Source organism: Mesorhizobium sp. M0045 (assembly GCF_040323385.1).
Classification (GTDB): domain Bacteria; phylum Pseudomonadota; class Alphaproteobacteria; order Rhizobiales; family Rhizobiaceae; genus Mesorhizobium.
This window is the reverse complement of the sequence record NZ_JAMYUY010000002.1, coordinates 382,666-409,291: the sequence shown is the minus strand read 5'-3', so window position 1 is coordinate 409,291 and position 26,626 is coordinate 382,666. Positions and strand designations below refer to the sequence as shown.

General features: G+C 62.9%; 25 protein-coding genes. 7 read left to right on the top strand and 18 right to left on the bottom strand.

Annotated features, from left to right (window positions below):
* Positions 1 to 7: 7 nt before the first annotated feature.
* The gene (locus NKJ72_RS04660; protein WP_352476031.1) at positions 8 to 1,639 is read right to left on the bottom strand and encodes a long-chain-fatty-acid--CoA ligase; all 1,632 of its coding nucleotides are present in this window, start codon (positions 1,637 to 1,639) and stop codon (positions 8 to 10) included.
* 16 nt (positions 1,640 to 1,655) lie between these two features.
* Between NKJ72_RS04660 and NKJ72_RS04655 the strand changes: the two genes are divergently transcribed.
* The 6 genes from NKJ72_RS04655 to NKJ72_RS04630 are packed head-to-tail and all read left to right on the top strand — an operon-like array spanning position 1,656 to position 7,734.
* Positions 1,656 to 2,453, top strand: coding sequence for a hypothetical protein (locus tag NKJ72_RS04655; RefSeq protein ID WP_352476030.1), 798 nt, complete (start codon positions 1,656 to 1,658; stop codon positions 2,451 to 2,453).
* Complete coding sequence (locus tag NKJ72_RS04650) at positions 2,450 to 4,042, top strand: ABC transporter substrate-binding protein (RefSeq protein ID WP_352476029.1); 1,593 nt, start codon at positions 2,450 to 2,452, stop codon at positions 4,040 to 4,042. Before NKJ72_RS04655 ends, NKJ72_RS04650 begins: the two co-directional genes overlap by 4 nt.
* 58 nt (positions 4,043 to 4,100) lie before the next feature.
* Positions 4,101 to 5,108: an ABC transporter permease subunit gene (locus NKJ72_RS04645; protein ID WP_254816243.1), complete on the top strand. Its 1,008-nt coding sequence runs from the start codon at positions 4,101 to 4,103 to the stop codon at positions 5,106 to 5,108.
* Position 5,109: 1 nt separating this feature from the next.
* Positions 5,110 to 6,027, top strand: a complete 918-nt coding sequence (locus NKJ72_RS04640) for an ABC transporter permease subunit (RefSeq protein ID WP_023676823.1) — start codon at positions 5,110 to 5,112, stop codon at positions 6,025 to 6,027.
* Positions 6,028 to 6,031: 4 nt separating this feature from the next.
* Complete coding sequence (locus NKJ72_RS04635; RefSeq protein WP_352476028.1) at positions 6,032 to 6,907, top strand: ABC transporter ATP-binding protein; 876 nt, start codon at positions 6,032 to 6,034, stop codon at positions 6,905 to 6,907.
* Complete coding sequence (locus NKJ72_RS04630; RefSeq protein ID WP_254816240.1) at positions 6,904 to 7,734, top strand: dipeptide ABC transporter ATP-binding protein; 831 nt, start codon at positions 6,904 to 6,906, stop codon at positions 7,732 to 7,734. The genes NKJ72_RS04635 and NKJ72_RS04630 overlap by 4 nt, the downstream gene beginning before the upstream one ends.
* A gap of 22 nt (positions 7,735 to 7,756) precedes the next feature.
* Here the strand turns inward: NKJ72_RS04630 and NKJ72_RS04625 are convergent, their stop codons facing one another.
* The gene (locus NKJ72_RS04625) at positions 7,757 to 8,677 is read right to left on the bottom strand and encodes a LysR family transcriptional regulator (RefSeq protein WP_352476027.1); all 921 of its coding nucleotides are present in this window, start codon (positions 8,675 to 8,677) and stop codon (positions 7,757 to 7,759) included.
* 93 nt (positions 8,678 to 8,770) lie between these two features.
* On the opposite strand from NKJ72_RS04625, the gene NKJ72_RS04620 reads away from it, so the two are divergent.
* On the top strand, positions 8,771 to 9,577 hold the full coding sequence (locus tag NKJ72_RS04620; RefSeq protein ID WP_352476026.1) for an NAD(P)H-dependent oxidoreductase: 807 nt from the start codon (positions 8,771 to 8,773) through the stop codon (positions 9,575 to 9,577).
* Here the strand turns inward: NKJ72_RS04620 and NKJ72_RS04615 are convergent.
* The 16 genes from NKJ72_RS04615 to NKJ72_RS04540 all read right to left on the bottom strand — a co-directional run bounded on the left by NKJ72_RS04615 (position 9,574) and on the right by NKJ72_RS04540 (position 26,536).
* On the bottom strand, positions 9,574 to 10,866 hold the full coding sequence (locus NKJ72_RS04615; RefSeq protein ID WP_352476025.1) for a cysteine desulfurase-like protein: 1,293 nt from the start codon (positions 10,864 to 10,866) through the stop codon (positions 9,574 to 9,576). The two genes, NKJ72_RS04620 and NKJ72_RS04615, sit on opposite strands and share 4 nt — an antisense overlap.
* 69 nt (positions 10,867 to 10,935) lie before the next feature.
* Positions 10,936 to 11,610, bottom strand: coding sequence for an amino acid ABC transporter permease (locus tag NKJ72_RS04610; RefSeq protein ID WP_352476024.1), 675 nt, complete (start codon positions 11,608 to 11,610; stop codon positions 10,936 to 10,938).
* A gap of 108 nt (positions 11,611 to 11,718) precedes the next feature.
* Complete coding sequence (locus NKJ72_RS04605) at positions 11,719 to 12,510, bottom strand: ABC transporter substrate-binding protein (protein WP_352476023.1); 792 nt, start codon at positions 12,508 to 12,510, stop codon at positions 11,719 to 11,721.
* A 178-nt stretch (positions 12,511 to 12,688) separates the two neighbouring features.
* A complete protein-coding gene (locus NKJ72_RS04600; RefSeq protein WP_254816235.1) occupies positions 12,689 to 13,084 on the bottom strand; it encodes a RidA family protein in 396 nt (131 codons plus the stop codon).
* A gap of 73 nt (positions 13,085 to 13,157) precedes the next feature.
* Positions 13,158 to 14,306 carry an acyl-CoA dehydrogenase family protein gene (locus NKJ72_RS04595; RefSeq protein WP_352476022.1) on the bottom strand — a complete coding sequence of 383 codons (1,149 nt, stop codon included), beginning with the start codon at positions 14,304 to 14,306 and terminating at the stop codon, positions 13,158 to 13,160.
* A gap of 237 nt (positions 14,307 to 14,543) precedes the next feature.
* The gene (locus tag NKJ72_RS04590) at positions 14,544 to 15,356 is read right to left on the bottom strand and encodes an enoyl-CoA hydratase family protein (RefSeq protein WP_352476021.1); all 813 of its coding nucleotides are present in this window, start codon (positions 15,354 to 15,356) and stop codon (positions 14,544 to 14,546) included.
* Positions 15,353 to 15,823, bottom strand: a complete 471-nt coding sequence (locus tag NKJ72_RS04585) for a MarR family winged helix-turn-helix transcriptional regulator (protein WP_254816232.1) — start codon at positions 15,821 to 15,823, stop codon at positions 15,353 to 15,355. The genes NKJ72_RS04590 and NKJ72_RS04585 overlap by 4 nt, the downstream gene beginning before the upstream one ends.
* Positions 15,817 to 16,590 carry an SDR family NAD(P)-dependent oxidoreductase gene (locus NKJ72_RS04580; protein WP_352476020.1) on the bottom strand — a complete coding sequence of 258 codons (774 nt, stop codon included), beginning with the start codon at positions 16,588 to 16,590 and terminating at the stop codon, positions 15,817 to 15,819. The genes NKJ72_RS04585 and NKJ72_RS04580 overlap by 7 nt, the downstream gene beginning before the upstream one ends.
* Positions 16,587 to 18,881, bottom strand: coding sequence for a bifunctional salicylyl-CoA 5-hydroxylase/oxidoreductase (locus tag NKJ72_RS04575; RefSeq protein WP_352476019.1), 2,295 nt, complete (start codon positions 18,879 to 18,881; stop codon positions 16,587 to 16,589). Before NKJ72_RS04575 ends, NKJ72_RS04580 begins: the two co-directional genes overlap by 4 nt.
* A gap of 143 nt (positions 18,882 to 19,024) precedes the next feature.
* Positions 19,025 to 19,624 carry a VOC family protein gene (locus NKJ72_RS04570; RefSeq protein WP_254816229.1) on the bottom strand — a complete coding sequence of 200 codons (600 nt, stop codon included), beginning with the start codon at positions 19,622 to 19,624 and terminating at the stop codon, positions 19,025 to 19,027.
* An 80-nt stretch (positions 19,625 to 19,704) separates the two neighbouring features.
* A complete protein-coding gene (locus NKJ72_RS04565) occupies positions 19,705 to 20,535 on the bottom strand; it encodes an ATP-binding cassette domain-containing protein (protein WP_352476018.1) in 831 nt (276 codons plus the stop codon).
* A complete protein-coding gene (locus tag NKJ72_RS04560; protein ID WP_352476017.1) occupies positions 20,528 to 21,418 on the bottom strand; it encodes an ABC transporter ATP-binding protein in 891 nt (296 codons plus the stop codon). Before NKJ72_RS04560 ends, NKJ72_RS04565 begins: the two co-directional genes overlap by 8 nt.
* On the bottom strand, positions 21,415 to 22,263 hold the full coding sequence (locus NKJ72_RS04555) for an ABC transporter permease (RefSeq protein ID WP_352476016.1): 849 nt from the start codon (positions 22,261 to 22,263) through the stop codon (positions 21,415 to 21,417). Before NKJ72_RS04555 ends, NKJ72_RS04560 begins: the two co-directional genes overlap by 4 nt.
* A complete protein-coding gene (locus tag NKJ72_RS04550) occupies positions 22,256 to 23,263 on the bottom strand; it encodes an ABC transporter permease (protein ID WP_352476015.1) in 1,008 nt (335 codons plus the stop codon). The genes NKJ72_RS04555 and NKJ72_RS04550 overlap by 8 nt, the downstream gene beginning before the upstream one ends.
* A gap of 64 nt (positions 23,264 to 23,327) precedes the next feature.
* The gene (locus NKJ72_RS04545) at positions 23,328 to 24,854 is read right to left on the bottom strand and encodes an ABC transporter substrate-binding protein (protein ID WP_352476014.1); all 1,527 of its coding nucleotides are present in this window, start codon (positions 24,852 to 24,854) and stop codon (positions 23,328 to 23,330) included.
* Positions 24,855 to 24,961: 107 nt separating this feature from the next.
* Positions 24,962 to 26,536 (bottom strand): phytoene desaturase family protein, encoded by a 1,575-nt coding sequence (locus NKJ72_RS04540; protein ID WP_352476013.1) that lies wholly within the window; start codon positions 26,534 to 26,536, stop codon positions 24,962 to 24,964.
* Between the last annotated feature and the right edge of the window lie 90 nt (positions 26,537 to 26,626).

The following is a 26,626-nucleotide window of genomic DNA, read 5'->3' as shown; positions in this document are numbered from 1 at the left end:
GCTGCGCCTAGCCCCGCAACGCCCGTCGCAGGATCTTGCCGACCGGTGTCTTGGGCAGCTCGGTGCGGAACTCGATATGCCTGGGGCGTTTGTAGCCGGTCAGGTTCTCTTTGCAATAAGCCGCCAGCGCTTCGGCGGTCAGCCCCGGGTCCTTCTTGACGACGAACAGCTTCGGCACTTCACCCGAATGCTCGTCCGGCACGCCGATCGCCGCCACTTCGAGTACCCCCGGATGCTGTGCCACCACTTCCTCGAGTTCGTTCGGATAGACGTTGAAGCCGGAAACCAGGATCATGTCCTTCTTGCGGTCGACGATCTTGGTATAGCCAAGCTCGTCCATGAAGCCCATGTCGCCCGACTTGAAGAAGCCGTCCTCGGTCATCACCTTGGCGGTCTCGTCCGGCCGGTTCCAGTAGCCGGCCATCACTTGCGGTCCGCGGATGCAGATTTCGCCGACTTCGCCGAGCGGCAAATTGTTGCCGTCGTCGTCGCGGATGGCGATCTCGGTCGAGGGCAGCGGCAGGCCGATCGTGCCGGTGTAAACGCCGTCGCTGAATTTGTTGATGGTTGTCCCCGGTGAGGTTTCGGTAAGCCCGTAGGCCTCGCTGATCGGGCAGCCGGTCAGCGCCTTCCAGCGTTCGGCGATGGCCCTCTGCACCGGCATGCCGCCACCCAGCGTCAGGATCAGCGGCTTGAAATCGAGCTTGCGAAAATCCTCATTGTTGAGCAGCGCATTGAACAGCGTGTTGAGGCCCGGAAAGATGTGGATCGGGTATTTCTGCAGCTCCTTGACGAAGCGGGGAATGTCGCGCGGATTGGGGATGAGGACATTCTGTGCGCCTTGCTGCATGCCTACCAGCACGTTCGCCGTCAGCGCAAAAATGTGATAGAGCGGCAGCGCGCAGAGGAAATTCAGATGCGCCGGCTTAGGCTTGACGGTAAAGGCGTCTTCAGCCCACAGCGCGTTCTGCGCGACGTTCGCCAAAATGTTGCTGTGCAAAAGCATCGCGCCCTTGGAGATGCCGGTCGTGCCGCCTGTGTATTGCAGGAAGGCGATGTCGTCGGCCGCGACCTCTGCGGGCCTGAAGGCCATGCCGGCGCCTGCCTTCAGCGCGGCGCTGAATTTGACATGGCCGGGCAGCGACCATGCCGGCACCATCTTTTTGACGCGGCGTACAACGAAGTTGACGATTGGTCCCTTGATCCCACCGAGCATGTCGCCCATCGAGGCGACCACGATATGCTTGACCGCGGTCCTGGCGATCACCGCCTGCAGGGTGCAAGCGAAATTTTCGAGGATGACAATGGCTTGAGCGCCGGAATCCTTGAGCTGGTGCTCCAGCTCGCGCGGCGTGTAGAGCGGATTGATGTTGACCACGACATAGCCGGCGCGAAGCACTGCCATGATCGCCACCGGATATTGCAGCACATTCGGCATCATCAGTGCGACGCGCGCGCCCTTCTGCAGCCCCGTTGATTGCAGATAGGCGCCGAAGGCGGCCGACTGTCGCTCGAGGTCGGCATAGGTGATCGATTTGCCCATGCAGACGAAGGCCGGCCGATTCGCAAACTGCTTGCACACGGTGACGAGAAAGTCGCCGATCGAGCTGGCGGGCAGGGCGCCGATCTCGGCCGGCACGATCTTTGGATAACTCTTGAGCCACGGTTTTTCCGGCAGGCCGGCGGCCAGCGACGTGATCGCCTTTGGTAATCTCTTGGCCGGACCTGCCGACGGTCGGGGCGCTGTCGGCACTGCCTTCGCCGCCGGCTTGGCGGCAGACTTTGCAGCAGGCGCCGTCTTGCGGGTTGCCGGTTTAGCAGCCGTTCCAACCGTGGTCTTCGCCGCCGGCTTCGCGCTTGCCTTCGCGGTAGCCGCCGGCTTGGCGTCGGCCGCTTTTGACTTGACTGCTTTCGATGTTGCCTCGGCCTTTGCTTTCGCCGCGCTGGTTGTCTTTGCCGGTTTTGCCACCTGTCGCTCCCTCAATCGTTCTTATTGTTTCGGCATGCTTGCGCGCCACCACCGCCCTGATCAACAAAGATATCCCAACGCTTGCCGCAATGCCCGAAACCCGGGAAAATCCGGCACGCTGCCCATCTATCTATGTATTGCCACAAGCGGCGGCCATGCAAGCCTTCGGCACCGGGAGTGCGGTAAGACTTGCCGTCAAACCTCTCGGCCGCGACCGGTTTTCGGACGCGGGTCTCTTGAACCGAAAGGCTCGATTCCCACAATTGGCGGCATCGCCGATCAACAAAAAATTGAAGTCGCTAATAATGTCGTGATCTGCGGATTCGGCTCGTTTTTTTCCACAATTTGCCGCGTGCCGGAATTTTTTTCTGCTTCCCGTGGGTTAGGCAAACAAGCAGTTCCAAAGCTAGAAAAACGGTGCTTATATGCGGCCTTCGCGAGCCTGATAGAGGGGCTTGGAAGAACATCAGGGAGTGCTCAATGAAAAAGAAACTGACTTTTGCAGCCGCGTTGCTGGCTGCAAGCGTCCTCGGCGGCATGGCCAACGCAAAACAACTGGTCTATTGCTCGGAGGCTTCGCCGGCCGGCTTCGACCCGTCGCCATGGAGCGGCGGCAACGACTTCGACGCCTCGTCGCGCACCATCTATTCGCGCCTGGTCGAGTTCGAGCATGGCAAGACCACCATCTCCCCCGGCCTGGCAGAGAGCTGGACGGTTTCCGACGACGGTCTCGAATACACCTTCAAGCTTCGCCCTGGTGTGAAATTCCAGACGACCGATTATTTCACGCCGACGCGCGACCTCAACGCCGACGACGTGATCTTTTCCTTCGAACGCCAGTGGAAGAAAGAAAGCCCGTGGTACAGCTATCTGGAAGGCACCGGCTGGGAATATTTCACCGGCATGGGCTTCCCCGATCTCCTGAAGGAAATCGTCAAGGTCGACGACCTGACGGTGAAATTCGTGCTGAACAAGCCTGAAGTCGCGTTCCTGCCGGACCTCGGCATGGATTTCGCCTCGATCGTTTCCAAAGAGTATGCCGACCAGCTCGACAAGGCCGGCACCAGGCAGCAGTTCACCCAGAAGCCGGTCGGCACCGGTCCGTTCCAGTTCGTCGACTACCAGGTCGACGCGGTCATCCGCTACGCGGCATGGGACGGCTACTATGGCGGCCGCCAGAAGATCGACGATCTGATCTTCGCCATCACGCCCGATCCCGCCGTGCGCGCGCAGAAGCTGAAGGCGGGCGAATGCGATATCATGTCGTACCCGGCGCCAGCCGACATTGCCGGACTGCAGGCCGACACGATCCTCAAGGTCGATGAGCAGGAAGGCCTGAATATCGGCTACATGGCCTATAACACAACGCAGCCGCCCTTCGATAAGGTCGAGGTCCGCAAGGCCCTCAACATGGCGGTGAACAAGAAGGCAATCATCGACGCGGTCTATCAGGGTGCCGGCACGCCGGCCATCAACCCGATCCCGCCGACCATGTGGTCCTATAACAAGGACATCAAGGACGATCCCTACGATCCGGAGGCGGCCAAGAAGATGCTGGCCGACGCCGGCGTCAAGGATCTGTCGATGAAGATCTGGGCTATGCCGGTCAGCCGCCCCTACAACCCGAACGCCCAGCGCGTCGCCGAGTTGATCCAGGCCGACTATGCCGCCGTCGGCGTCAAGGCGGAGATCGTCAGCTACGAATGGACCGAGTATCGCCAGCGCGGCAAAGCCAAGGATCGCGACGGCGCCTTCCAACTGGGCTGGACCGGGGACAATGGCGATCCGGACAACTTCTTTTTCCTGCTCGGTTGCGATGCCATCGGCCAGTCCAATTATGCGATCTGGTGCAATCAGGAATTCGAAGCCCTGCTGAAAAAAGGCAAGGCAACGACGGACGTCGCCGAGCGCACCAAGATCTACGAGGAAGCTCAGGTGGTGTTCAAGCGTGAGGCTCCGTGGCTGACCATCGCCCATTCCAAGGTCTTCATGCCGATGAACAAGAAGGTGTCGGGCTTCGTTATGGACCCGCTCGGCATTCATCGGTTTGACGGCGTCGACGTCACCGAATAAGTCCTGAGAAATTGAACGGCGGCGCTGGACTTCCCGCGCCGCCGTTCTATGAAGCAAGATGCTCCGTTATCTCCTCCACAAGCTCGCTTTGATCATCCCGACCGTGTTCGGCATATCGCTGGCGGCGTTCGCTTTCGTCCGGCTTCTGCCCGGCGATCCCATCCTGGCCCTGGCCGGCGAGCGCGGCGTCAGCCCCGAACGCTACGCCCAGCTCATCGAGCAGTTTGGCTACAACCGGCCCTATGTCATCCAGTACCTGGAATATATCGGCAGGGTCCTCACCGGCGATTTCGGCATATCCATTGCCACCAAGCGGCCAGTGCTCGGCGAATTCCAGGCGCTGTTTCCGGCCACGCTGGAACTGGCGACGGTGGCGTTGATCATCGCCATCCTGCTTGGCATCCCTGCCGGCATTTTCGCTGCGGTCAAGCGGGGCTCCTGGTTCGACCAGGCGACGATGGGTGTCGCGCTGACCGGCTATTCGATGCCGATCTTCTGGTGGGGGCTGCTGCTCATTATCTTCTTCTCCGGCTATCTCGGCTGGACGCCGGTTTCCGGCCGCATCGGCCTGCAGTATTTCTTCAGGCCGACGACCGGGTTCATGCTCATCGACAGCCTGATCTCCGGCAGGAGCGGCGCTTTCAAATCCGCCGTCAGCCATCTGATCCTGCCATCGATCGTGCTGGCGACGATCCCGCTCGCCGTCATAGCGCGCCAGACGCGCTCGGCGATGCTCGAGGTGCTGGGCGAGGACTATGTCCGCACCGCGCGTGCCAAGGGCCTGGCGCCGCGCCGTGTCATCGGGCTGCATGCTTTTCGCAACGCGCTGATCCCAGTGGTCACCACCATTGGACTGCAGGTCGGCACGTTGATGGCAGGCGCCATTCTGACCGAAACCATTTTTTCCTGGCCAGGCATCGGCAAATGGATGATCGACGCCATCGGCAAGCGCGACTATGTCGTCGTGCAGAGCGGATTGCTGATCATCGCGCTGATCGTCATGGCGGTGAACCTGATCGTCGACGTGCTCTACGCCGTCATCAATCCGCGCATCCGGGTGCAGTGAGATGACCGACGAATCCGCCGCCGAAGCCACCGCTGCCTCCATCCCGACAGGCGGCAGGCAAAGGGCGTTTGCCGAGTTCTGGCATTACTTCTCGATGAACACCGGGGCCGTCATCGGTCTTGTCGTGTTTTCGGCGCTCGTGCTGGTGGCGATCTTTGCGCCGTTCGTCGCCCCGCATTCGCCCGACGAGCAGTTTCGCGATGCACTGCTGGCGCCTCCTGCCTGGCAGGAAGGCGGCAAATCGATGTTCCTGCTCGGCACCGATGCGGTCGGCCGCGACATGCTTTCGCGGTTGATCTTCGGGGCACGTTTTTCGCTGTTCATCGGCCTGGTGGTCGTCGTCTTCTCACTCACCAGCGGCATCGTGCTTGGCGTGCTCGCCGGCTATTTCCGCGGCTGGGTCGACACGCTGATCATGCGCATCATGGATATCATCCTGGCCTTCCCGTCGCTGCTTCTGGCGCTGGTGCTGGTGGCGATCCTCGGCCCGGGCCTGTTCAATGCCATGTTGGCGATCGCACTGGTGCTGCAGCCGCATTTCGCACGTCTCACCCGCGCCGCCGTGATGGCCGAAAAGAACCGCGAATATGTGATCTCCGCCAAGGTGGCCGGCGCCGGTCATCTTCGCTTGATGGTGAGGACGATCTTGCCGAACTGCCTGGCACCGCTGATCGTGCAGGCCACGCTGTCCTTCTCCAACGCTATTCTCGAGGCTGCGGCGCTCGGCTTCCTCGGTGTCGGTGCGCAGCCGCCGACACCGGAATGGGGCACGATGCTCGCTTCGGCGCGCGAATTCATCCTGCGCGCGCCTTGGGTGGTGACCTTCCCCGGCCTTGCCATCCTGATCACTGTGCTTGCAATCAATCTGATCGGCGACGGCCTGCGCGATGCCTTCGACCCCAAGCTGAAGAGGTCATGATCCAATGCCTCTTCTCGAGATCACGAACCTGACCGTTTCCTTCGACACCGCCGCCGGACCATTCATGGCGGTACAAGGCATCGACCTGTCGGTCGAACCGCGCGAGGTGCTGGCGATCGTCGGCGAATCCGGTTCCGGAAAATCGGTGGCGATGCTGGCGGTGATGGGGCTCTTGCCCAACACGGCGACGGTGAGGGCCGACCGCATGGCCTTCGCCGGCATCGACCTGCTCAAGCTCGGCCCATCCGAGCGGCGCAAGATCGTCGGCAAGGACATTTCGATGATCTTCCAGGAACCGGTCGCCAGCCTCAACCCATGCTTCACCGTCGGCTTCCAGATCGAGGAGGTGCTGCGCTTTCATATGGGCATGGACCGTGCTCAGCGCCGGGCGCGCGCCATTGAACTGATGAAGCTCGTCGGCATCGCCGACCCCGAGGAACGGCTGGGCTCGTTCCCGCATCAGATGTCGGGCGGCCAGTGCCAGCGCGTCATGATTGCCATCGCCATCGCCTGCAATCCGAAGCTTTTGATAGCCGACGAGCCAACCACGGCACTCGACGTCACCATCCAGAAGCAGATCCTCGATCTGCTGGTCGGCCTGCAGGCCAAATACGGCATGGGCCTGATCATGATCACCCACAATATGGGGGTCGTTGCCGAGACCGCCGACCGTGTCATCGTCCAGTACAAGGGCCGCAAGATGGAAGAGGCCGACGTGCTGTCGCTGTTCGAATCCCCCAAGAGCAATTACACCCGCGCGCTTCTCTCGGCGCTGCCGGAAAACGCCGTCGGCGACCGGTTGCCGACTGTTTCCGACATGCTGTTCGAGCCGGCCCCCTCTGTAGTCGCAGCCCGATCCGCAGGAGGAACCGCCTCATGAGCGTGACGGTAGTCGAAGGCAAGAACATCGTGCGCGACTATCATGTCGGCGGCGGGCTTTTCCGCCCCTCCCGTACGGTTCATGCGGTTAAGGGTGTTTCGTTCAGCGTCGACAAGGGCAAGACGCTGGCCATCGTCGGCGAGAGCGGCTGCGGCAAGTCAACACTCGCCCGCATCATCACCCTGATCGACCCGGCGACCTCCGGCGAGCTTTTCATCGATGGCAAGAAGGTCGACATCGCGAGGGATGGTCTGTCGAAGGAAATGCGCCGCAAGGTGCAGATCGTCTTCCAGAACCCCTATGGTTCGCTCAATCCACGCCAGAAGATCGGCGATGTGCTTGGCGAGCCGCTGCTCATCAACACCGACAGCACGGCCGACGAGCGGCGCGATCTTGCCATGAAGATGCTGAAGAAGGTCGGTCTCGGCCCCGAGCACTACAATCGCTACCCGCATATGTTTTCGGGCGGCCAGCGCCAGCGCATCGCCATTGCCCGCGCGCTGATGCTCAACCCCAGTCTTCTGGTGCTGGACGAGCCGGTCTCGGCACTTGATCTTTCGGTGCAGGCGCAGGTGCTGAACCTGCTCGCCGACCTGCAGGACGAGTTTCAGCTGACCTATGTTTTCATCAGCCACGACCTGTCGGTGGTGCGCTACATCGCCGACGACGTGATGGTGATGTATTTCGGCGAGGCGGTCGAATACGGCTCGCGCGACGAGGTCTTCGCCGACCCCAAGCACAGCTACACCAGGACGCTGTTCGCGGCTACGCCGCGTGCCGACGTCGCCAGCATCAAGGCAAGGTTGGCGAAGAAGAAGGCCGCCTGATCCGGCGAGGTTTGCCGGCCGGCTACCGCTTCTCGATCCCCGGAATGCTGGAGATCTCCTCGACGAGAAAGTCGACCAGCAGCCGCACCCGGGCAATGCCCGCACGCTCCGGAACGATCAGCATGCTCAGCGGGACGGGAGGCGGAAAATAGCCCGGCATGACCACTTCCAGCCGGCCGGCGGCCAGAAGATCGTCGACAAGCCAGTGGTGGGCGGGTGCGATACCGCGTCCGGTGACAAGGGCTTCGCGCGCGGCAAGCCCATGGTCCACACGAAATCGCCCGCCAAAGGGCACCGCAAAGGTCTCGCCGCCCGGCCCCTGCAGGGTGAGCGTGTCGCTTCCCGCGATGTTCGACATCCGGATGCCTTCATGCGCAGGCAGACCCTGCGGGACAGCCGGTCTGCCCCGCGCCGCCAGATAGGCCGGCGCCGCCACCAGCAGGCGCCGGGACTGGCCGAGTGCCCGCAGTTTCATTGAGCTGTCGGTGAGCGGACCGAGGCGAAGCGCGACGTCGACGCCCTCCCGCACAAGGTCTATGCGCTCGTCGGTGAGGCTGAGATCGATGCCGATGTCGGGATAGATGTCTTGAAAGCCGAAGATCAGCCGGCTGACGTGCAAGACCCCGAGCGCCGCCGTGCAGGATATCCGGATCGTGCCGGCCGACGCGCCGCGCGTGCCCCGGGCCTCGTCGCCGGCCTGCTCGACAAGGCGCAGGATCTGGACGCTGTCGGCATAGTAACGGCTGCCTTCATCGGTCATCGTGACGCGCCGGGTGGTCCTGCTGAGCAAGGGCACGCCGACGGCTTCCTCGAGTTCCCGCAAATGCCGTGTGACCGTCGACTGCCCAACTCCGAGCTCGCGCGCCACCGCCGAGAGGCTGCCGCGCTCGGCGACGCGAACGAAGGTGCGCATGCGCTCGAGAGTGACGTCCGATCTATCCATTATTCGGCATAATCTTATACATTTCCTACATATAGTGGATCCGCCCGCGGCTGGCTACCTTTGGTGTCTATCGTCCTTCTTCGGAGTAGACCCATGAAAGTCCTGCTTGTTTTTGCTCATCCTGAACCGCGTTCGCTCAACGGCGCGCTGCGTGACGTCGCCATCAGGGAACTCCAGGCCCAGGGCCACGAGGTGCGGGTGTCCGACCTCTATGCCGATGGCTGGAAATCCGAGGTGGACCGTGCCGACTTTCCGTCGTGGCCGCCGGAAGCACGTTTCCTGCCGGCCGGCGCCTCCAAAAAAGCTTTTGCGAGCGGCACTCTGACCGATGACGTCAAGGCGGAGATCGACAAGCTGTTATGGGCCGATACCCTGATCCTCCAGTTCCCGCTGTGGTGGTACGCCATGCCGGCGATCCTCAAGGGCTGGGTCGACCGGGTGTACGCCTACGGCTTCGCCTATGGCGTCGGCGAGCACAGCGACAAGCGGTGGGGCGACCGCTTTGGTGAGGGAACGCTCGCCGGCAAGCGCGCAATGCTGATCGTGACCACCGGCGGCTGGGAGGAGCATTATTCCGCCCGCGGCGTCAACGGCCCGATCGACGATCTGCTGTTCCCGATCAATCACGGGATTCTCTACTATCCGGGCTACGACGTGCTTCCGCCGTTCGTGGTCTACAGGGTGGACCGTTTCGGGGAGGCCGATTTCGAGCCTGTCGCGGAGCGACTGCGCGAGAGGATGCGGACGCTCGAGACAATCCGGCCCATTCCTTATCGGCAGCAGAATGGCGGCGATTACCTGATCCCAAGCATGCAGTTGCGCCCCGGCCTGGAGAGCCCGGGTGCAACCGCTTTTGCGCTCCACCAGAACGGCGCAAGCGCAGCCGGACAGCCCGATTAGGACAGCCGGGCGATGACAGTACGCAGCGCCTCGCCGAAACGCCGAACTTCCTCAATCGTATTGTAATGCACCAGGGAGGCGCGGACGGCGCCGCTGTCCATGCTGAGGTTGAGCCGCTTCATCAGGCGCGGCGCATACATATGGCCGTCGCGAATGCCGATCTGCATCTCGGCCATTTCCTCGACGATCCTCTGCGGCGACAGCGTGCCGATGTTGAAACAGAAAGTCGGCACGCGCTCGCTGAGGCGTGCTTCGTCGGCGACACCATAGATCGTCGCGCCGCAACCCTTGAGCACCGCCAGCATTTCGCGCGCCAGCACCTGCTCGTAATCGCGGATGGCATTCATGCCGGCGACGATGTTGTCGCGTCGCAACCGGTTATTGGCTGGAGCAAAATTGCGGCCGATCGACTCGAGATAGCGCACCGCGGCATCCATGCCGGAGACGTTCTCGTAGATGAAGGTACCGGCCTCGATTTTGTAAGGCGGCTCGTCGGGGATGAAATCCTCGCGGAAGGTCGGCAAGCGCTTCAGTGTTTCGAAGCGGCCCCACAGGAAGCCCATATGAGGCGAGAAATTCTTGTAGCCGGAGCAGACCAGATAATCGCAATCCCAGGCCTGCACATCGATCAACCCGTGCGGGCCGTAATGCACGCAGTCGAGGAACACTTCGGCGCCTGCCGCATGCGCAATCCCAGCCACGGAAGCAACGTCGACAATCGAGCCGATCGAATGCGCCGTCACCGTGCAGGCGACGAGCCGGGTGCGCTCTGAGACCAGCGGGCGCAAATCGTCGACATGCAGATTGCCGCCCTCGCGCATCCGCCACCATTTGAACTTGGCGCCAGCGGGCGCCAGCGCCAGCCACGTCGCGATATTAGCGTCGTGATCCATGTCGGTGATGACGATCTCGTCACGCTCCCCGTTGGAGGGCTCGGAAAGCATCTGGCCGATGCCGAGGCTGATCAGGCGGATGAACGAAGTGGCGTTCATGCCGAAGCAGATCTCCGCCGGGTTGGTAGCGTTGATCAGCAAGGCCACGCTTTCGCGCGCGCCGGCGACTGCTTGATCGACGGTGACGCTGCGGCCATAGCGGCCGCCGCGCTGCACATTATGCGCGACCAAATGGTTGGTGACCGCATCGAGCACGCTTTGCGGGATCTGCGCGCCGGCGGCATTGTCCATGAAGACGAAGTCTCCGGCTTGCTGCAAGGCGGGAAACATGGCGCGGATCGTCTCGACCGGGAAAGCTGCGGGATCGCCGGTTTTCGAAATCTGATGCTGGTTCAAGCTCGTCTCCTGCGAAGTGCCTAACGGAAGTTGATATTCGGGAATTGGCGGACGGAAATCGCGGCGGCCTCAGCGGGCCTTTTCGGTCTGGAAGCGGCGTTCCAGGAGGCTGACGAGTCGGACCATCGGCCAGAGAAAGATCAGATAGACCAGCGCCGCGCCGATCAGCGGTGAAGGATTGGCATAGAGCGATTGCGCGTTGGTCGCTTCCTTCAGCAGTTCAGGCAATGCTACCGTGGAGGCGAGCGAAGTATCCTTGAACATCGAAACGCAATTGCTGGTCATTGGCGGAATGACGACGCGGATCGCCTGCGGCAGCACTACCTTGCGCAAGGTCAGCAAGAACGGCAGGCCGAGCGCCTGCGCCGCCTCGAACTGGCCGCGCGGAATGCTCTCTATGCCGGAGCGGAACACCTCGGCCGAATAGGCCGCCATGATGATGGCGAAGGCCATCACCGCGGAAGTCCACGATGACAGGCGAATGCCGAGGAACGGCAGCGCATAGTAGATCAGGATAAGCACGACCAGCACCGGCATCGCCCGGAAAATGTCGATGTAGCCGACAGCCAGCAGCCGAAGCGGCTTTGGCGCATAGAGCCGCACCAGGCTGATCGCGAGGCCGACGGGAATACCGATGCCGATGCTCATGATTCCAAGCAGAAGCGTGTTCAGGAAACCGCGCAGCAGCGCCGGCAGGCTGGAGACCATGACGTCGGCGTTGAAGAAGGTGTCCAGCAGCGACATCGCAGCATTTCCAAAACGTTTGGCGTCCCGCGACGCTCGAGCCCAAGCCCGAAATCCGAAATCGTGCCGGCACGAAAGCCGGCACGAAATTTAAGAGCGAACTGCCGCTCAGGCCTTCGGCATAGGCATTTCCTTGACGCTCGAGGAATCGGCCGGTGCGTCGCTGCCGAACCACTTCTTGTGGATCGCGGCCAGCGTGCCGTCCTTCTTCATCGCGGTCAGCGCGTCGTTCAGCTTGCCGAGCAGCGGGTGGTCCTTGGTCATCATCAGGCCGTACTGCTCGCCGGTCTTGATGCGCTCTTTTACGGCGAGATCCTTCATCCTGGTGAAAGAATATTCCAGGCCCGGAATGTCGCTGACCGCTGCATCGACGCGGCCGGAACTGAGATCGAGCAGCAAATTCTGCTGGGTGTCGTAGCCTTTGACGTCACTGAACCCGTCCGCCTCCTGGTGGGCCTTGACCCAGGCTTCGCCGGTCGAGCCGGACAGCACGCCGACGATCTTGCCCTTTAGGTCGGCCTCGGCTTTGATTGGGCTGTCGGCCTTCGCGGCGATGCCCATGTCGGAATCATAGTAGGGCTGCGTGAACGACTGAGACTTCAGCCGCTCCGGCGTGATGGTGATCGACGAGATGGCGACGTCGATGCGCTTCGAGGTGGTGGCGGCGAACAGCGCCTGGAAACCGAGATCGGCGATATCAGTGGTCATGCCGATACGCTTTGCCGCCTCATTGATGATGTCGACTTCGAAACCCTCGAACGTGCCGCTCTCGTTCTTGTATTCAAAAGGCGGATTGGTCGGATAGGCGCCGACATTCAGCGTGCCTTCGGCAGAGGCCGGGCCGCCGGCGATGCCGATGGCGGCAGCAAGAAGCAGCAGGTTGCGACGGGTGAAGTTCATTTTCGTTCCCTCTGGTTGTGATCGGGCGGGTTTGGCCCCCGCACGGTTTTGATGCGCCAAGTGACGGGACTGCCGGAAAGCCCTCCCGGCACGGCAGTCGTAAGACATCGGATGCTATCCAAAGTACCGCGCTTTTCAAGGCGAAAGTTTAAGCTTAAAAAATTGCCGCGTGTTGCCGTCACTCCGGAATAACCGCCGTGGCCTGGATCTCAACCTTGGCGCGATCCTCGACCAGCGCCATCACCTGCATGGCGGCCATCGCCGGAAAATGCCGGCCGATCACCTCGCGATAGACCTCGCCGATCCCCTTGAGATTGGCCAGATATTCCGCCTTGTCGGTAAAGTACCAGGTCATCGAGGTGATATGCTGCGGCTTGGCGCCGGCCTCGGCGAGCACGGCGACAATATTGGCCAGCGTTTGCCGCACCTGACCGACAAGATCATCGGTCTCGAAGCAGCCCTGTCCGTTCCAGCCGACCTGCCCGCCGACGAAGACAAGCTGCCCGCGCGCGGCGACGCCATTGGCGTAGCCGACGGGTTTCGCCCAGCCTTCCGGCTGCAGGATGGTGTGCATGTCAAAACCTCCCAATGCTCAAATCCGGTCGCTTAAAACTCAAAGACAATCAATTCTTCCACACAACTCCGTCTCAGGCCGCCCCCATCACCTGCCGTGCAATCACCACCTTCTGCACGTCGGACGCTCCCTCGTAGATGCGCAGTGCCCGGATCTCGCGATACAGTCTTTCGACGATATGGCCCTTGCGGACGCCGTCGCCGCCATGCAGCTGTACAGCCTTGTCGATCACCTCCTGCGCTTTGTCGGTAGCGAACAGCTTGGCCATGGCGGCTTCGCGGGTAACCCGGGCCGCGCCCATGTCCTTGGTCCAGGCGGCGCGGTAGACCAGCAAGGCGGCGGCATCGACATCCAGCGCCATGTCGGCGATATGGCCCTGCACCATCTGCAGCTCGGCCATCGGTGCACCGAACAGCTTGCGCTCGGCCACTCTTGTGATGCATTCGTCCAGCGCGCGCCGGGCAAGGCCGAGCGCCGCTGCGCCGACAGTCGAACGGAATACGTCGAGCACCGACATGGCGATGCGAAAACCGTCACCGGGTTTGCCGATCAGCGCCGAGGCTGGGACGCGTGCATTGTCGAAAGATATCCGGGCGAGCGGGTGCGGCGCGATCACCTCCAGCCGCTCGGCGATAGTCAGCCCCTCGGCCTCGGAAGGCACGACGAAGGCGGAAAGCCCCTTGGCGCCGGGCGCCTCGCCGGTACGGGCAAAGACAACATAAAAGTCAGCGATACCGCCGTTGGAGATCCAGGTCTTTTCGCCGGATAGGTGATAGCTGTCGCCGTCACGCGCGGCGGTCATTTCCATATTGGCAACGTCCGAGCCCGAACGCGGCTCCGAAAGCGCGAACGCCGAAATCGCCTTGCCGGCCCGTGTCTTTGCCAGCCAGTGCTGCTGGTCTGGCGTGCCGAACAGGCTGAGCGCGCCAGTGCCGAGCCCTTGCATAGCGAAGGCGAAATCGGCCAGCCCATCATGGCGGGCCAGCGTCTCGCGCGTGAGGCAGAGCGCGCGCACGTCGAGCGGCCCGGGGCTTTCCGTGTCGAGCGCCGTTGGTTTCAGCCAGCCGTCTTGGCCGAGCTTGGCCACCAGCTCGCGGCAGGCGGCGTCGACATCGTCATGGGCGACCGGCAGGTTTTTCCCGCACCAGGCATCCAGTTCTTCGGCGAGTGCGCGGTGTCGGTCCTCGAAGAACGGCCAGTTGAGGAAGGACCGATCAGGCATTTCCGCCTCCGCTATGCTTCGGGCCTCGCGCTCTACAGCGCCCCCCTCTGTCCTGCCGGCCGTCTCCCCCTCTAGGGGGGAGATTGGCAGCTCCGGCGTCCGCCCGCATCTTGCGGCGGTTGCGGTTGGCTAAGGTGGGAACCAAAGTCGATCTCCCCCCTTGAGGGGGAGAGGTCCGGCAGGACAGAGGGGGGCGCTGTCCCGCGAACCTGTCGGTCTTTATCGAAGAAAACATCCTCAATTCCCCTCGAACACCGGCTTTTCCTTGGCGACGAAAGCCTCGTACGCCCGTTCGAAATCGCGTGTCTGCATGCAGATCGCCTGCGCCTGCGCTTCCGATTCGATAGCCTGGTCAAGCCCCATCGACCATTCCTGATTCAGCTGCGTCTTGGTCATGCCATGGGCGAAGGTCGGGCCGGAAACGACGCGCGCGGCCATGTCGAGCGCGTCGGCCTCTAGCGTTGCGGCATCGACCAGCCGGTTGTAGAAGCCCCAGCGCTCGCCTTCCTCGGCGCTCATCGTGCGGCCCGTATAGAGCAGCTCGGCGGCGCGGCCCTGGCCAATGATGCGCGGCAGGATCGCGCAGGCGCCCATGTCGCAGCCGGCAAGGCCGACGCGGGTGAACAGGAAGGCCGTTTTGGCCTGTGGCGTGGCGATGCGGATATCCGACGCCATGGCGATGATTGCGCCGGCGCCGACCGCCACGCCGTCGACCGCAGCAATAATCGGCTTGCCGCAATTCAGCATCGCCTTGACGAAATCGCCGGTCATGCGGGTGAAGGCGAGCAGCGCCTTCATGTCCATCTTGACCAGTGGGCCGATGATCTCGTGGACATCGCCGCCCGAGCAGAAATTGCCGCCATTGGGAAGGAACACTACCGCATCGACATCGTCGGCATAGACGAGATCGCGAAAAGTGTCGCGCAATTCGGCATAGCTGTCGAAGGTCAGCGGGTTCTTGCGCTCCGGCCGATCGAGCCGGATTTTTGCGATCTTGCCTTCGACCTGCCAGAGGAAATGCTTCGGCTTGCGGCCAGCCATCTTCGTCATTCCCGTCCCTCCCAATTGCTGCGGAAGGAGGTCAGCATGCCGGTCAGCCGGCGCGCCTCGTCCTCGCTCACATTGCCCAGCAACTCGCCGACCCATTTTTCATGCGCGGCGGCGATCACAGCGAAAGTCTTCGATCCCTCTTCCGTCAGCCGTACCATCGAAGTGCGGCGGTCGCCATTGCGTCGGGCCCGCATCACCAACCCTTCCGAGACCAGCCGGTCGATGATGCCGGTGACATTGCCGTTGGACACCAGCAGGAAGCGCGACAGGTCGCTCATCAGCATGCCTTCCGGCGCGCGGTAGAGCGCGGCCATCACGTCGAAGCGTGGCAACGTCGTGTTGAACTCTTGGCGCAGGCGTTCGCGCAGCTCGGCCTCGATGGTGCGCGAGGCGCGCAGCAGGCGAATCCACAGCCGCAGGCGGTCCTTGCCGGGTCCGGACGGGGCGGGTAGGGGACCGGCTACCATGTCTCACCTCCGGAGATCGAAATCGTCTGCCCGGTAATCGACCGGGCGGCGTCGCCACACAGATAAAGTACCGCGGCCGCAATTTCTTCCGGCTGGATGAAGCGGTCTTGCGGGTTGGTCGCGGCAAGACTTGCCCGTGCCCGCTCGGACGAGCGGCCGGTCGCTTCGACGATGCGCTGGACGGCGCTCTCCAGCATCTCGGTTTCGACAAACCCTGGGCACACGGCATTCACTGTTATGCCGGACTTGGCGGTCTCGACGGCGAGTGCCCGCATCAGGCCGACGACGCCATGCTTGGCGGCAACGTAAGCTGACACATAGGGATAGCCTTTCAATCCGGCGGTGGAAGCGACGAAGATGATACGGCCAGTCTTGCGCACTGCCATGCCGGCCAACGCCGGCTTCACCGTCAGGAACGCACCGGTCAAGTTGACGTCGAGCGTGCGCTGCCAGTCTGCCAGCGAGGTCCGCTGCGCCGGAGCACTGCCGGACATGCCGGCATTGGCAACGACGATGTCGAACGCTCCGTGTGCCGCTTCCGCGGCCTCGTAGAGCGCCGTCATCGATGCCTCGTCGGTGACGTCGGCGGCAACTGCGAAGATGCGCTTGTTCTCGGCGGCAACCTCGGCAAGCGGCTCCACGCGCCGGCCGCAGATGGTCACGTTAATGCCCGCGCCGGCCAGCGCCAGCGCGATCGCGCGGCCGACGCCGGAGCCGCCGCCGGTGACCAGCGCGTGACGTCCCGAAATCGTCGCCGTGGCACTCATACTTTCAACCCCGCTGCCGCTTCGCGCTCGGCCAGCCGGTAGAGCTGGTCGCGGCCGGGCAGATAGGGATCCGGCCATTTGATGCCGCGATCGCCAAGCGTGACGGCCGCGTGCAGCGTCCAGTACGGATCGGCAAGATGCGGCCTAGCCAGTGCGACGAGATCGGCGCGGCCCGCCATCAGGATCGAGTTGACGTGGTCCGGCTCATAGATATTGCCGACCGCCATCGTCGCCATGCCGACCTCGTTGCGGATGCGATCGGAAAACGGCGTCTGGAACATGCGGCCATAGACCGGTCTTGCCACGGCCGAAGTCTGGCCGGCCGATACGTCGCAGATGTCTACGCCCGCCTCATGCAGCAGCCGCGCGATCTCTACGGCGTCGGCCGGCGTCACGCCTTCGATACCCAGCCAGTCATTGGCGGATATGCGCATCGAGATCGGCTTCTCGGCCGGCCATGCGGCGCGCACCGCATGAAAGATTTCCAAGGGATAGCGCATGCGGTTTTCCAGCGAGCCGCCATAGGAGTCGGTGCGCCGGTTGGTCACGGGCGTGATGAAGGAGGACAGGAGATAGCCGTGCGCGGCGTGGATTTCGAGCATGTCGAAGCCGCAGCGCGCCGCCATCTCGGCCGAAGCGACAAACTGGTCGCGCACCATATCCATGTCGGCGCGGTCCATCGCCTTCGGCACCTGGTTTTCCGGCGACCACGGCACGGAAGAGGCTGCCATGACCGGCCAATTGCCTGAGGGCAGCGGCACGTCGGTTCCCTGCCAGCCGAGCCTGGTCGACCCTTTGGCACCGGAATGGCCGATCTGGGCGCAGATCTTGGCCTCGGTCTCGGCATGGACGAACTCGACCAGCCGCTTCCAGGCGACCTCATGCTCGGGCGCATAGAAACCGGGGCAGCCAGGCGTAATGCGGCCCTCCGCGCTGACGCAGGTCATCTCGATGTAGAGGAGACCGGCGCCGCCCTTGGCCCGTTCGGCGTAATGGGCGAAATGCCAGTCAGTCGGACAGCCGTCGACCGCCTTGTACTGCGCCATCGGCGAGACGACGACGCGGTTCTGCAGCGCCATGCCGCGCAGCCGGAACGGCGCGAACATAGGCGCGCGACGCAGATTGTTGCCGCCGGCACCGGCCTGGCGCTGGAACCATTCCTCGGCGCCGGCCAGCCATTCGGCATCGCGCAGCCGCAAATTCTCGTGACTGATGCGCTGCGAACGCGTCAAAAGCGAATAGTTGAACTGCACCGGATCGAGGCCGAGATAGCGCTCGACCTCCTCGAACCATTCGAGCGAATTGCGCGCCGCCGACTGCAGCTTCAGCACTTCGGTGCGGCGGGCGTCCTCATATTTGCGGAAGGCTGCTTCGAGATCCGGTTCGGACTCGACATAGTCGGCCAGCGCCACCGCGCTTTCCAGCGCCAGCTTGGTGCCGGAACCGATCGAGAAATGCGCGCTCGCCGCCGCGTCGCCCATCAGCGCCAGGTTCTTGTAGGACCAGCGTTCGCACAAGACGCGCGGGAAATTGATCCACGCCGAGCCGCGGATATGACTGGCGTTGGTCATCAGCGCGTGGCCGCCGAGATGACGGGCAAAGATGCGCTCGCAGACGGCAATTGATTCCTGTTGCGACATCGCGCCGAAGCCGAAGCGCTGCCAGGTCTGCTCGCTGCATTCTACGATGAAGGTCGCGGTATCGCTGTCGAACTGGTAGGCATGCGCCCACACCCAGCCATGCTCGGTTTTCTCGAAGATGAACGTGAAGGCGTCGTCGAATTTCTGGTGGGTGCCGAGCCAAACGAACTTGCATTTACGGATGTCGATATCGGGCTTGAACACGTCGACGAAGGTGCCTCGCGCTTTCGAGTTCAGCCCGTCGGCGGCGACAACCAGGTCGTGCGTCTCCATAAACGGCTTTGGATCGGCGATGTCGGATTCGAAGACCAGCTTGACGCCGAGCTCGCGCGCCCGCCGTTGCAGCAGGGTGAGCAGCCGCTTGCGGCCGATGCCGCAAAAGCCATGACCGGTCGAGACCGTTCGCACGCCGTCATGGATGACGGCGATGTCGTCCCAATAGGCGAAATGCTTGCGGATCCAGACGGCGCTGACCGGGTCGTTTTTGGTCAGGTTCTCCAGCGTTTCGGCCGACAGCACGACGCCCCAGCCGAACGTATCATCGGCACGGTTGCGCTCGAATACCGTGACCTCATGCGCGGCATCCCTGAGCTTCAGCGAGATTGCAAAGTAGAGCCCGGCTGGTCCGCCACCGAGAACCGCAACTTTCATCGTGCGATCTCCTCTTCGCTTCTGTCTGTCGAGTTTACGCCTGAAGCAGATTAATTCAAGCTTGAAGTTTCAGGATTGAAACAATCCGTCTCAGAAACCCAGCCTGCCGGCAGTCGGCTTGCGCGGGCCAGGAAAGCTCCGGGCTATTTTTCCGGGTTCTTCGGGCTCCACAGCACCGTCTCCGCATCTTTTTCATAGGCCATGCCATTGGGATAGCTGATCGCTTCCAACTGCAAGCCCCAGGGCGCCTGGAAGTAGAGGATAGTCTGGCCGGCGGCCGGGCCTTCGGTAACCGGCAGCGGCCCCATCCGCGTCTTGACGCCCTTGCCGTCAAGATAGGCTTTTGCGGCGGCGATGTCGTCGACATAGAAGGCGATGTGGAAGCCGCCTATGTCGCTGTTGCGAGGCGTCAGGTCCTTCTGGTCCGGCGCGGTGTATTTGAACAGCTCGATGTTCGACCCGTGTCCGCAGCGGACCAGGGTGATCTCCTCGATCACTGCCTTGGGATCGACGCCCAGCAGATCCTGCATGAACGTGCCCTTGTCGTCGGCGAACGGGCCGAACGACATCGCCTTCTTGCAGCCGACCACCTCGGTAAAAAACTCGACGGCCTGCTGCATGTCGGGGACGGTGACGCCGGTGTGGTCGTGGCCACGCATGCCGGGTATCGAATCAGCCGAGGCTGCTCCCATCGAGCCGGCCAGAGCGGCCGCAAGCATCGTGTTTCTGATTGCGTATTTCATTCCAGTTCTCCTCCGTTTCGCGAGCTGACTTGTCGGCGCACGTCCGAGGCCCGCTCTTCGGTGTGCGAGTAGGAATGTGTTCATGCCGGCGCCTTTGCGGCGGGAAGCAGCCAGGCGTCATCGATCTCGGGCAGCGGAATGGCGGCGAGGAGGTCGCGCGTGTAAGCCTGCTGCGGCTTCTCGAACAAAGTATCCGTCGCACTGGCTTCGACGATCGCGCCTTCGCGCATGACGATCACTTGCCGGCAGAGCCGCCGGATCACCGACAGGTCATGGCTGATGAAGGCAACGGTCAGGCCCATCTCGGCGGCGAGTTTTTCCAACAGCGTCAGGATCTGTGCCTGGGTCGACACATCGAGGCCTGAGACGATTTCGTCGGCCAGCACGAATTTCGGCGACAGCGCCAGCGCGCGGGCAATGCCGACGCGCTGGCGCTGGCCGCCCGACAATTCATGACGATAGCGGCTGGCGAAGCCTTGCGGCAGGCCGACGCGCTGAAGCGCTTCAGCAACTCGGGCTTTCAGATTGTCGCCGAGGCCATTCTGTTTGAGTGGTGCGGCGATGATGCTGGCGATGGTGCGGCGTGGGTTAAGCGACGACATCGGGTCCTGGAAGATCATCTGCAGATTGCGGCGTACGGGCCGCAGCTCCGCCTCTGGCAGATGCGTGATGTCGCGGCCGTCGAAGCTGACGCTGCCGGCGCTGGGCTCCAGCAGACGCACCAGCGCGCGGCCGAGCGTCGATTTCCCCGACCCGGATTCGCCGACGATGCCGGTCACCGATCCCCTGGGCAGATCGAAGTCCAGGCCTTTCAGGATCTCGGCCAACGGAGCGCGGCCAAACAACGGCTTGCGCGTCATGTCGGGTAAGGCAACCTTCAGCCCGCGCACGGAAAACAGCGGCTCAGCCATGCGGGTGCCTCCAGGCCTGGTCGGCGGCGGCGATCTCCGCGGCCAGCCCGGCCAGTACCGCCTCGTCCACGGGTTTCAGCGAAGCGAGGGGATCGGTGTAGCGCGGCGTCGCGGCCATCAGCGCCCGCGTATAGGGGTGCTGCGGGGCAGCGAAGAGAGCAGCCGTCTCGGCCTCCTCCACCACCTTGCCGGCGTAGAGCACTGAAACTTTCTGGCTGATCTTGGCGACGACGCCGAGATCGTGGGTAACGAACAGGATCGCCGTGCCATGCTCGCGCTGCAACGCAGCGATCAAGCGCAAGATCTGCTTCTGCACGGTCACGTCGAGCGCCGTGGTCGGCTCGTCGGCGACGATCAGCCTTGGTTCGGCTGCGAACGCCGCGGCGATCAGCACACGCTGGCGCATGCCGCCGGACAGCTCGTGCGGATAGCATTTGAGGACACGCTCGGGGTCGCGGATCTGCACCTCGTCCAGCAATTGGCGGATGCGTGTATCGGCCTTCTCACCGCTCCAGCCGAGGATGCGCACCAGCCGGTCGGTCATCTGTGGGCCGATTCGCCGTGACGGATTGAGCGCGGTCAGCGGGTCCTGCGGGATCAGCGCGGTGCGCGCGCCGATCAGCGTGCGCCTTGCCTTCGGCTGAAGCTTGCCGAGGTCCTCGCCCTCGAGCAGCATGTCGCCTTCGACAATGCGCACGCTGGGTGGCAGCACGCCGAGCACCGCCTTGCCGATCATCGTCTTGCCGGCGCCGCTCTCGCCGACCAGCGCGCGGACCTCGCCGGGTTGAACGGAAAGCGATACCGAGCGCAACACGCGCAAGCCATTAGGCAGCACCGCGCTAAGGTCGCGTATGTCGAGGCAGGATTTCGCCAGCGCGTTCATCGCAGCACCGGATCGAAACGTGCCCTAAGACCTTCGCCGAACTGGCTGAACGACAGCACCGTGAGGATCAGGGTGACCAGCGGGAACACCAGCACCCACCAGGCCTGATGGATCGATAGGCGACCCTCTGCGATGATGCCGCCCCAGGTTGGGTCGTCGGTCGAGATCGACAGATTGACGAAGGACAGGATCGCCTCAACGATGATGGCAATGCCCATCTCCAGCGACAGCAGCGCCACGATCGACGGCACCACATTGGGCAGCACTTCGCGCAGCATGATGCCGATGCGGCCGTAACCGGCGATGCGGGCGTTCTCGACATAGTCCATGCGCGACTGGCCCATCGTCTCGGCGCGGATCACCCGGCAGAAGCGCGTCCAGTCGATGACGGCAATGGCAATGATAACCGAGCTCAAGCCGGTGCCGAGCACAGCGACCAGAAGGATGGCAAACAGCACCGGGGGAAACGCCATCCAGACATCGACGATACGCGAGATGATGCGGTCGGCCCAGCCGCCGAAATAGCCGGCGATCAGCCCCAGCGTCGAGCCGACCAGGCAGGCGGCAAGGGCTGCCACGAAGGCGACGATGAAGGCGATGCGGGCACCGAAGATCAGCCGTGACAGAAGATCGCGGCCGAGGCTGTCGGTGCCGAGCCAGTAGCCGGGCTCAGCACCGCTCAGCCAGAACGGCGGCAGCCGCTCCAGCATCAAATCCTGCGCCAGTGGGTCCTGCGGCGCGACCAACGGCGCAAAAATCGCGGCCAACAGCCCAATCAGCAGCCAGCCGCCGGCCAGCCACAGGCGTGCCTGCGAGCCATGTCTTGAAATGCGGGCCTCATCCATGGCGCAGCCTCGGATTAAGCAGCGCATACATCATGTCCACGCTGAGGTTGATCAGCACGAACAGCAGCGCGAACACCAGCACGATGCCCTGGATCAGCGGCAGGTCGCGGTTGATGACGGCATCGATCGCCATGTTGCCGAGACCCTCATAGGAAAATAGCCGCTCGACGATGACCGTGCCGCCGATCAGGAAGGTGAACTGCACGCCGACCAGAGTGAGCGTCGGCAGGGCGGCGTTTTTCAACGCCTCGCGCAGGATGACGTGCGTTTCCGAAAAGCCCTTTACCCGCGCCAGCACGACATAGTCGAGGTCGAGCACTTCCTTCAGCGACTGTTTCAGCAGCTGCGAGATGATCGCGGCGAGTGGCAGCGCCAGAGCCACGGCCGGCATCAGCATATGCGCCAGCAGATCCTTGGTCAGGTCGAAGCGCAGCCGCACGATGCTCTCGAACAAATAGAACTGCGTGACGAAGGGCAGATCGAGTTGCGGCGACACCCGGCCGGAAATGTCAAAAACCGGCACCAGCACGCCGAACAAAAGGATCAGCACCAAACCCCACAGGAAATCGGGAATCGAGAGCGCCGCACCGCTGGCGATGTCGATGCCAGCCTCGACCGCGGTGCCGCGTTCGCGCGCGCCGAGGATCGCCGTCGTGCCGCCGATCGCCAGCGCCATCAAGAGCGCGACGATCGCGAGTTCCAGCGTCGCCGGCAGGCGGTTGAAGACCAGGCCCAGAACATCCTGCCGGAGCGAAATCGAAGTGCCGAAATCGCCCCTGACGACACCTGCCAGCCAGATGAAAAATTGGTGGACGATGGTCTTGTCCAGCCCGTAAAGCGCGCGCAGACGCGCGATGTCGGCATCGGTTGCACCGGGCGGCAGCATCATCGCGATCGGATCGCCTGGCGCGACACGGATGACGACGAAGACGACGACGGCCACGCCGAACAGCGTGATCGCCATCGTCAGAAGACGGATCAGGAATCTTTGCAGCAGCATGGTCGCCCGTGACAGAAAATGCGCGCCGTCATTCCGCACGGCGCGCGGCAAGCCGAAGGCTGTCTCAGGCCGGGCTCATCAGCGCCGGCAACAGCGCGCCCGACACATGCTGCACGACATTGACGCCCTTGGCATGCACGATCGGCTGCGCATACTGGATCAGCGGCAGTACATAGGCCTGCTCGGCAATGTACTTGTCGACGGCCTTCCAGCCGGCAATGCGCTTGGCCTCGTCCTTCTCGCCCCACAGCGGGTTGATCATGTCGATCAGATCCTGACTGTCCCACACCGAATGCGGGCTCGGGCCATACATGGCAAAGCCGGTCGAGGTGGTCGGGTCGCCGATGGCGTTGCCCCAATTGTAGAAGGCGGCCGGCGCCAGCTTGTCGGCGGCGCGCAACTCATAATGCTTGGCGATCTCGTAGACCTCGATCGTCGCCTCGATGCCGACCTTGCGCCACATGCCGACGATCGCCTGGATCATCTCGTAGTCCTTGGGTTTGAAGCCCTTGGTCGTCTGTATCGTGAACTTGACCGGCTTTTCCGGCGAATAGCCGGAGGCGGCCAGCAATTCCTTGGCCTTTTCCGGGTTATGTTCGGCCTTGATCGACGCATCGTAGGCGGCGTATTCCGGCGTCTCCAGCGTATCGATGGGCTGGCCGTAACCGCGCAGCAGCCGGTCGACCAAAAGCTTTTTATCGACCGCCATCACCGCTGCCTGGCGCACGTTCTTGTCCAGCATCACGTCGATGTCGTTGAAGAAGATCATGCCGATGTCGGAAACATTCTTGCATGAGCCGGTAAGTCCGTCCTTGGCGATCAGGCGGTCATATTCCTCATAGGGGATTTCGAGAGTCACCTGCGAGGAGCCGGACTCGATCTCGGCGACGCGGCTCGCCGCATCGGTGACGAACTTGATGGTTACGTTTTCGAAGGCCGGCTTGCCGCCCCAGTAGTTCGGGTTGGCCTTGAGCCGCAGGAAGGCGTTGCGCTCGAATTTGTCGACCATATAGGGCCCGGTGCCGATCGGGGCTTTCTCAAAACCCTCGGCGCCGACCTTTTCGTAATAGGCCTTCGGCATGATGTAGCCGGTGAGGAACGACATCCATTTGAAATACACCGGGTCGAATTGCACGACGTCGCCGGTGATCTTGTTGCCGTCGATCTTGAAGTTGTTGACGTTCTTCCAGACGAACTGGATCGGGTTGCCGGTCTTTTCATCGCCCGCCCGCTGCAGCGACCAGACCACGTCTTCGGCCGTGAACGGCGAACCGTCATGCCAGGTGACGCCCTCGCGCACCGTCATCATGATCTTGCTGCGATCCTCGTTCCAGCCCCATTCGGTGAGCAGGCCGGGTGCGAAAGAAAGGTCCGGCTTCTGCGGGATGAACTGGTCGAACACCGATTGGTAGAGACCCTGGATGGTCGGGTTGACCGCCGAAGGCCCGGTGGTCGGGTCCCAGGACGGTAGGTTGACGTTGTAGGCGATAGTCAGTTCGCCGGCAGCCTTGGCGATTTGCGGCAGGCCGAGCGCCGTGGCGCCAAGTGCGGCCGCGCCGTATCCGAGCAATTCTCGTCTGTTGATTGTCATGGTCGTTCCCCTGTTGCTTTTATGCGCGGTGTCGTTGTCAATCGGTGGGTTCAGGCTCCTTGGGCAACCGCGCCTTGTCCTCCTTCACCCTGGATGAAAAATGGAGCCTACCTCCCGCCAAGTTGTTGTGCGAGCATGAAGCCTGACGCCGCCCCGGTGCCGGCGCCCGGCCATGTTGCCGCCCCGGTCAGGTGCAGATTGCCGATCGGCGTGTTCCAGCCGGCGTAACCGCGCGCCGGCCGGAACAGGAAATTCTGCGCCAGATGATGGCTGCCGCAGACCTGGTCGCCGCCGACCAGGTTGGGATTCTCGCGTTCGAGGTCGATGGGCGAGAACACGGCGCGGCCGAGGATCTTCCGGCGAAGGCCGGGCGCATAGCGCTCTATAATGTCGAGGACGCGCTCGCCGTAGTGCTCCCTAGCCTCGTCCCAGTGGGCCGGCGCGATCATGCCCGCCGCATCGCCCACAATCTCGGCCGGCAGCATGCGCACCTGCACCCAGAGCACATGCTTGCCGTCCGGCGCGCGCGACGGATCGACCGCGGTCGGCTGGCCGACGACCAGCACCGGCTCTTCCGGCAGCATGCCTGCCATCGCCTGCTGATAGGTTCGCGACATGGCGTCGAGCGACGGCGAGAGATGCACATAGGCGAACTGCCGAAGCTCGGCGCCGGCGCGCCAGTCCGGCAAATCGTCGAGTGCCAGATGGATCATCATCGTGCCCGGCGCGTGGCGGAATTTTTTCATGGCCGTGTCGAAGCCGGCGTCGCCCGATCCATTGGGCAACAGTTTCCCGGTCAGCGCCTTGGGTGCGACACCGGCGATGACGGCCCTGGTGGCGGTGTGAGTCTCGCCGGAAGCGAGCCGCACGCCGGTCGCCTTGCCGGCCGAAACCGTGATCTCGGCGACATCAGCCCCAGTGACGATCTTGCCGCCGGCTGCCGTGAGCATGCCCGACAAAGCGCGGATGATCGTGTCGGCGCCGCCTCTGCCGAGCAGCATGCCGAAGCACTGGTTGGCCATCGATTCGAGGTAAGGAAATACCGCGCCGCCAGCGATGTCAGGCGCGAAATCGAGATGCATGCCCCAGGTGGCCAGCGTCGCCCTGACATGCGGTGACTCGAAAGTCTGCTCGAGCCACGCGCGGGGTGAGGAAAGCAGTAATCGGCCGGTATCGAGCGCGCCGCCAATACCCTTCTTGCGCCAGAGCTTCCAGGCCGTGCCGGCGAGCGCACGCCCACTCATCGGCGAGCCCAGCAGCCGGAACAGATGCTCGGCCTCCGCCGGGAATGCCGCAACCAGACGGCGCCATGTGGCTGCGTCGGTCGCGGAGAAGGCGGTCATCCGTCCAGTGGTCTTCTCCAGGTCGCTGCTGACGCCGAACCAGCGACCGTCGGGGAAGGCGCTGGCAAAACAGTCGGCCACCGGCACGAATTCCAGCCCGTGGGTTTTCAATTCATTTGCATATTTCCTGTGAAAGGCCGAGCCGGCGAACAGGCCCAGATTCATTGCGCCGAAATCGTGCCGGAAGCCTGGAAGCGTGAATTCACGCGTCTGGACGGCGCCGCCGATCGTTGGATTGCGGTCGAAAACCGCTGTTTTCCAGCCTTTGAGCGCCAGATGCGCGGCGCATGCCAGACTGTTGTGGCCTGCCCCGACAAATATGGCGTCGAACTCGCTCACGCCCCGTCCCATTTCCTTTATGCTTAAAGATAATTGCAGATGCATATGTTTTCGTCTAGTAGGATATTAAGGGCCGCGAGAGCCTTCAGC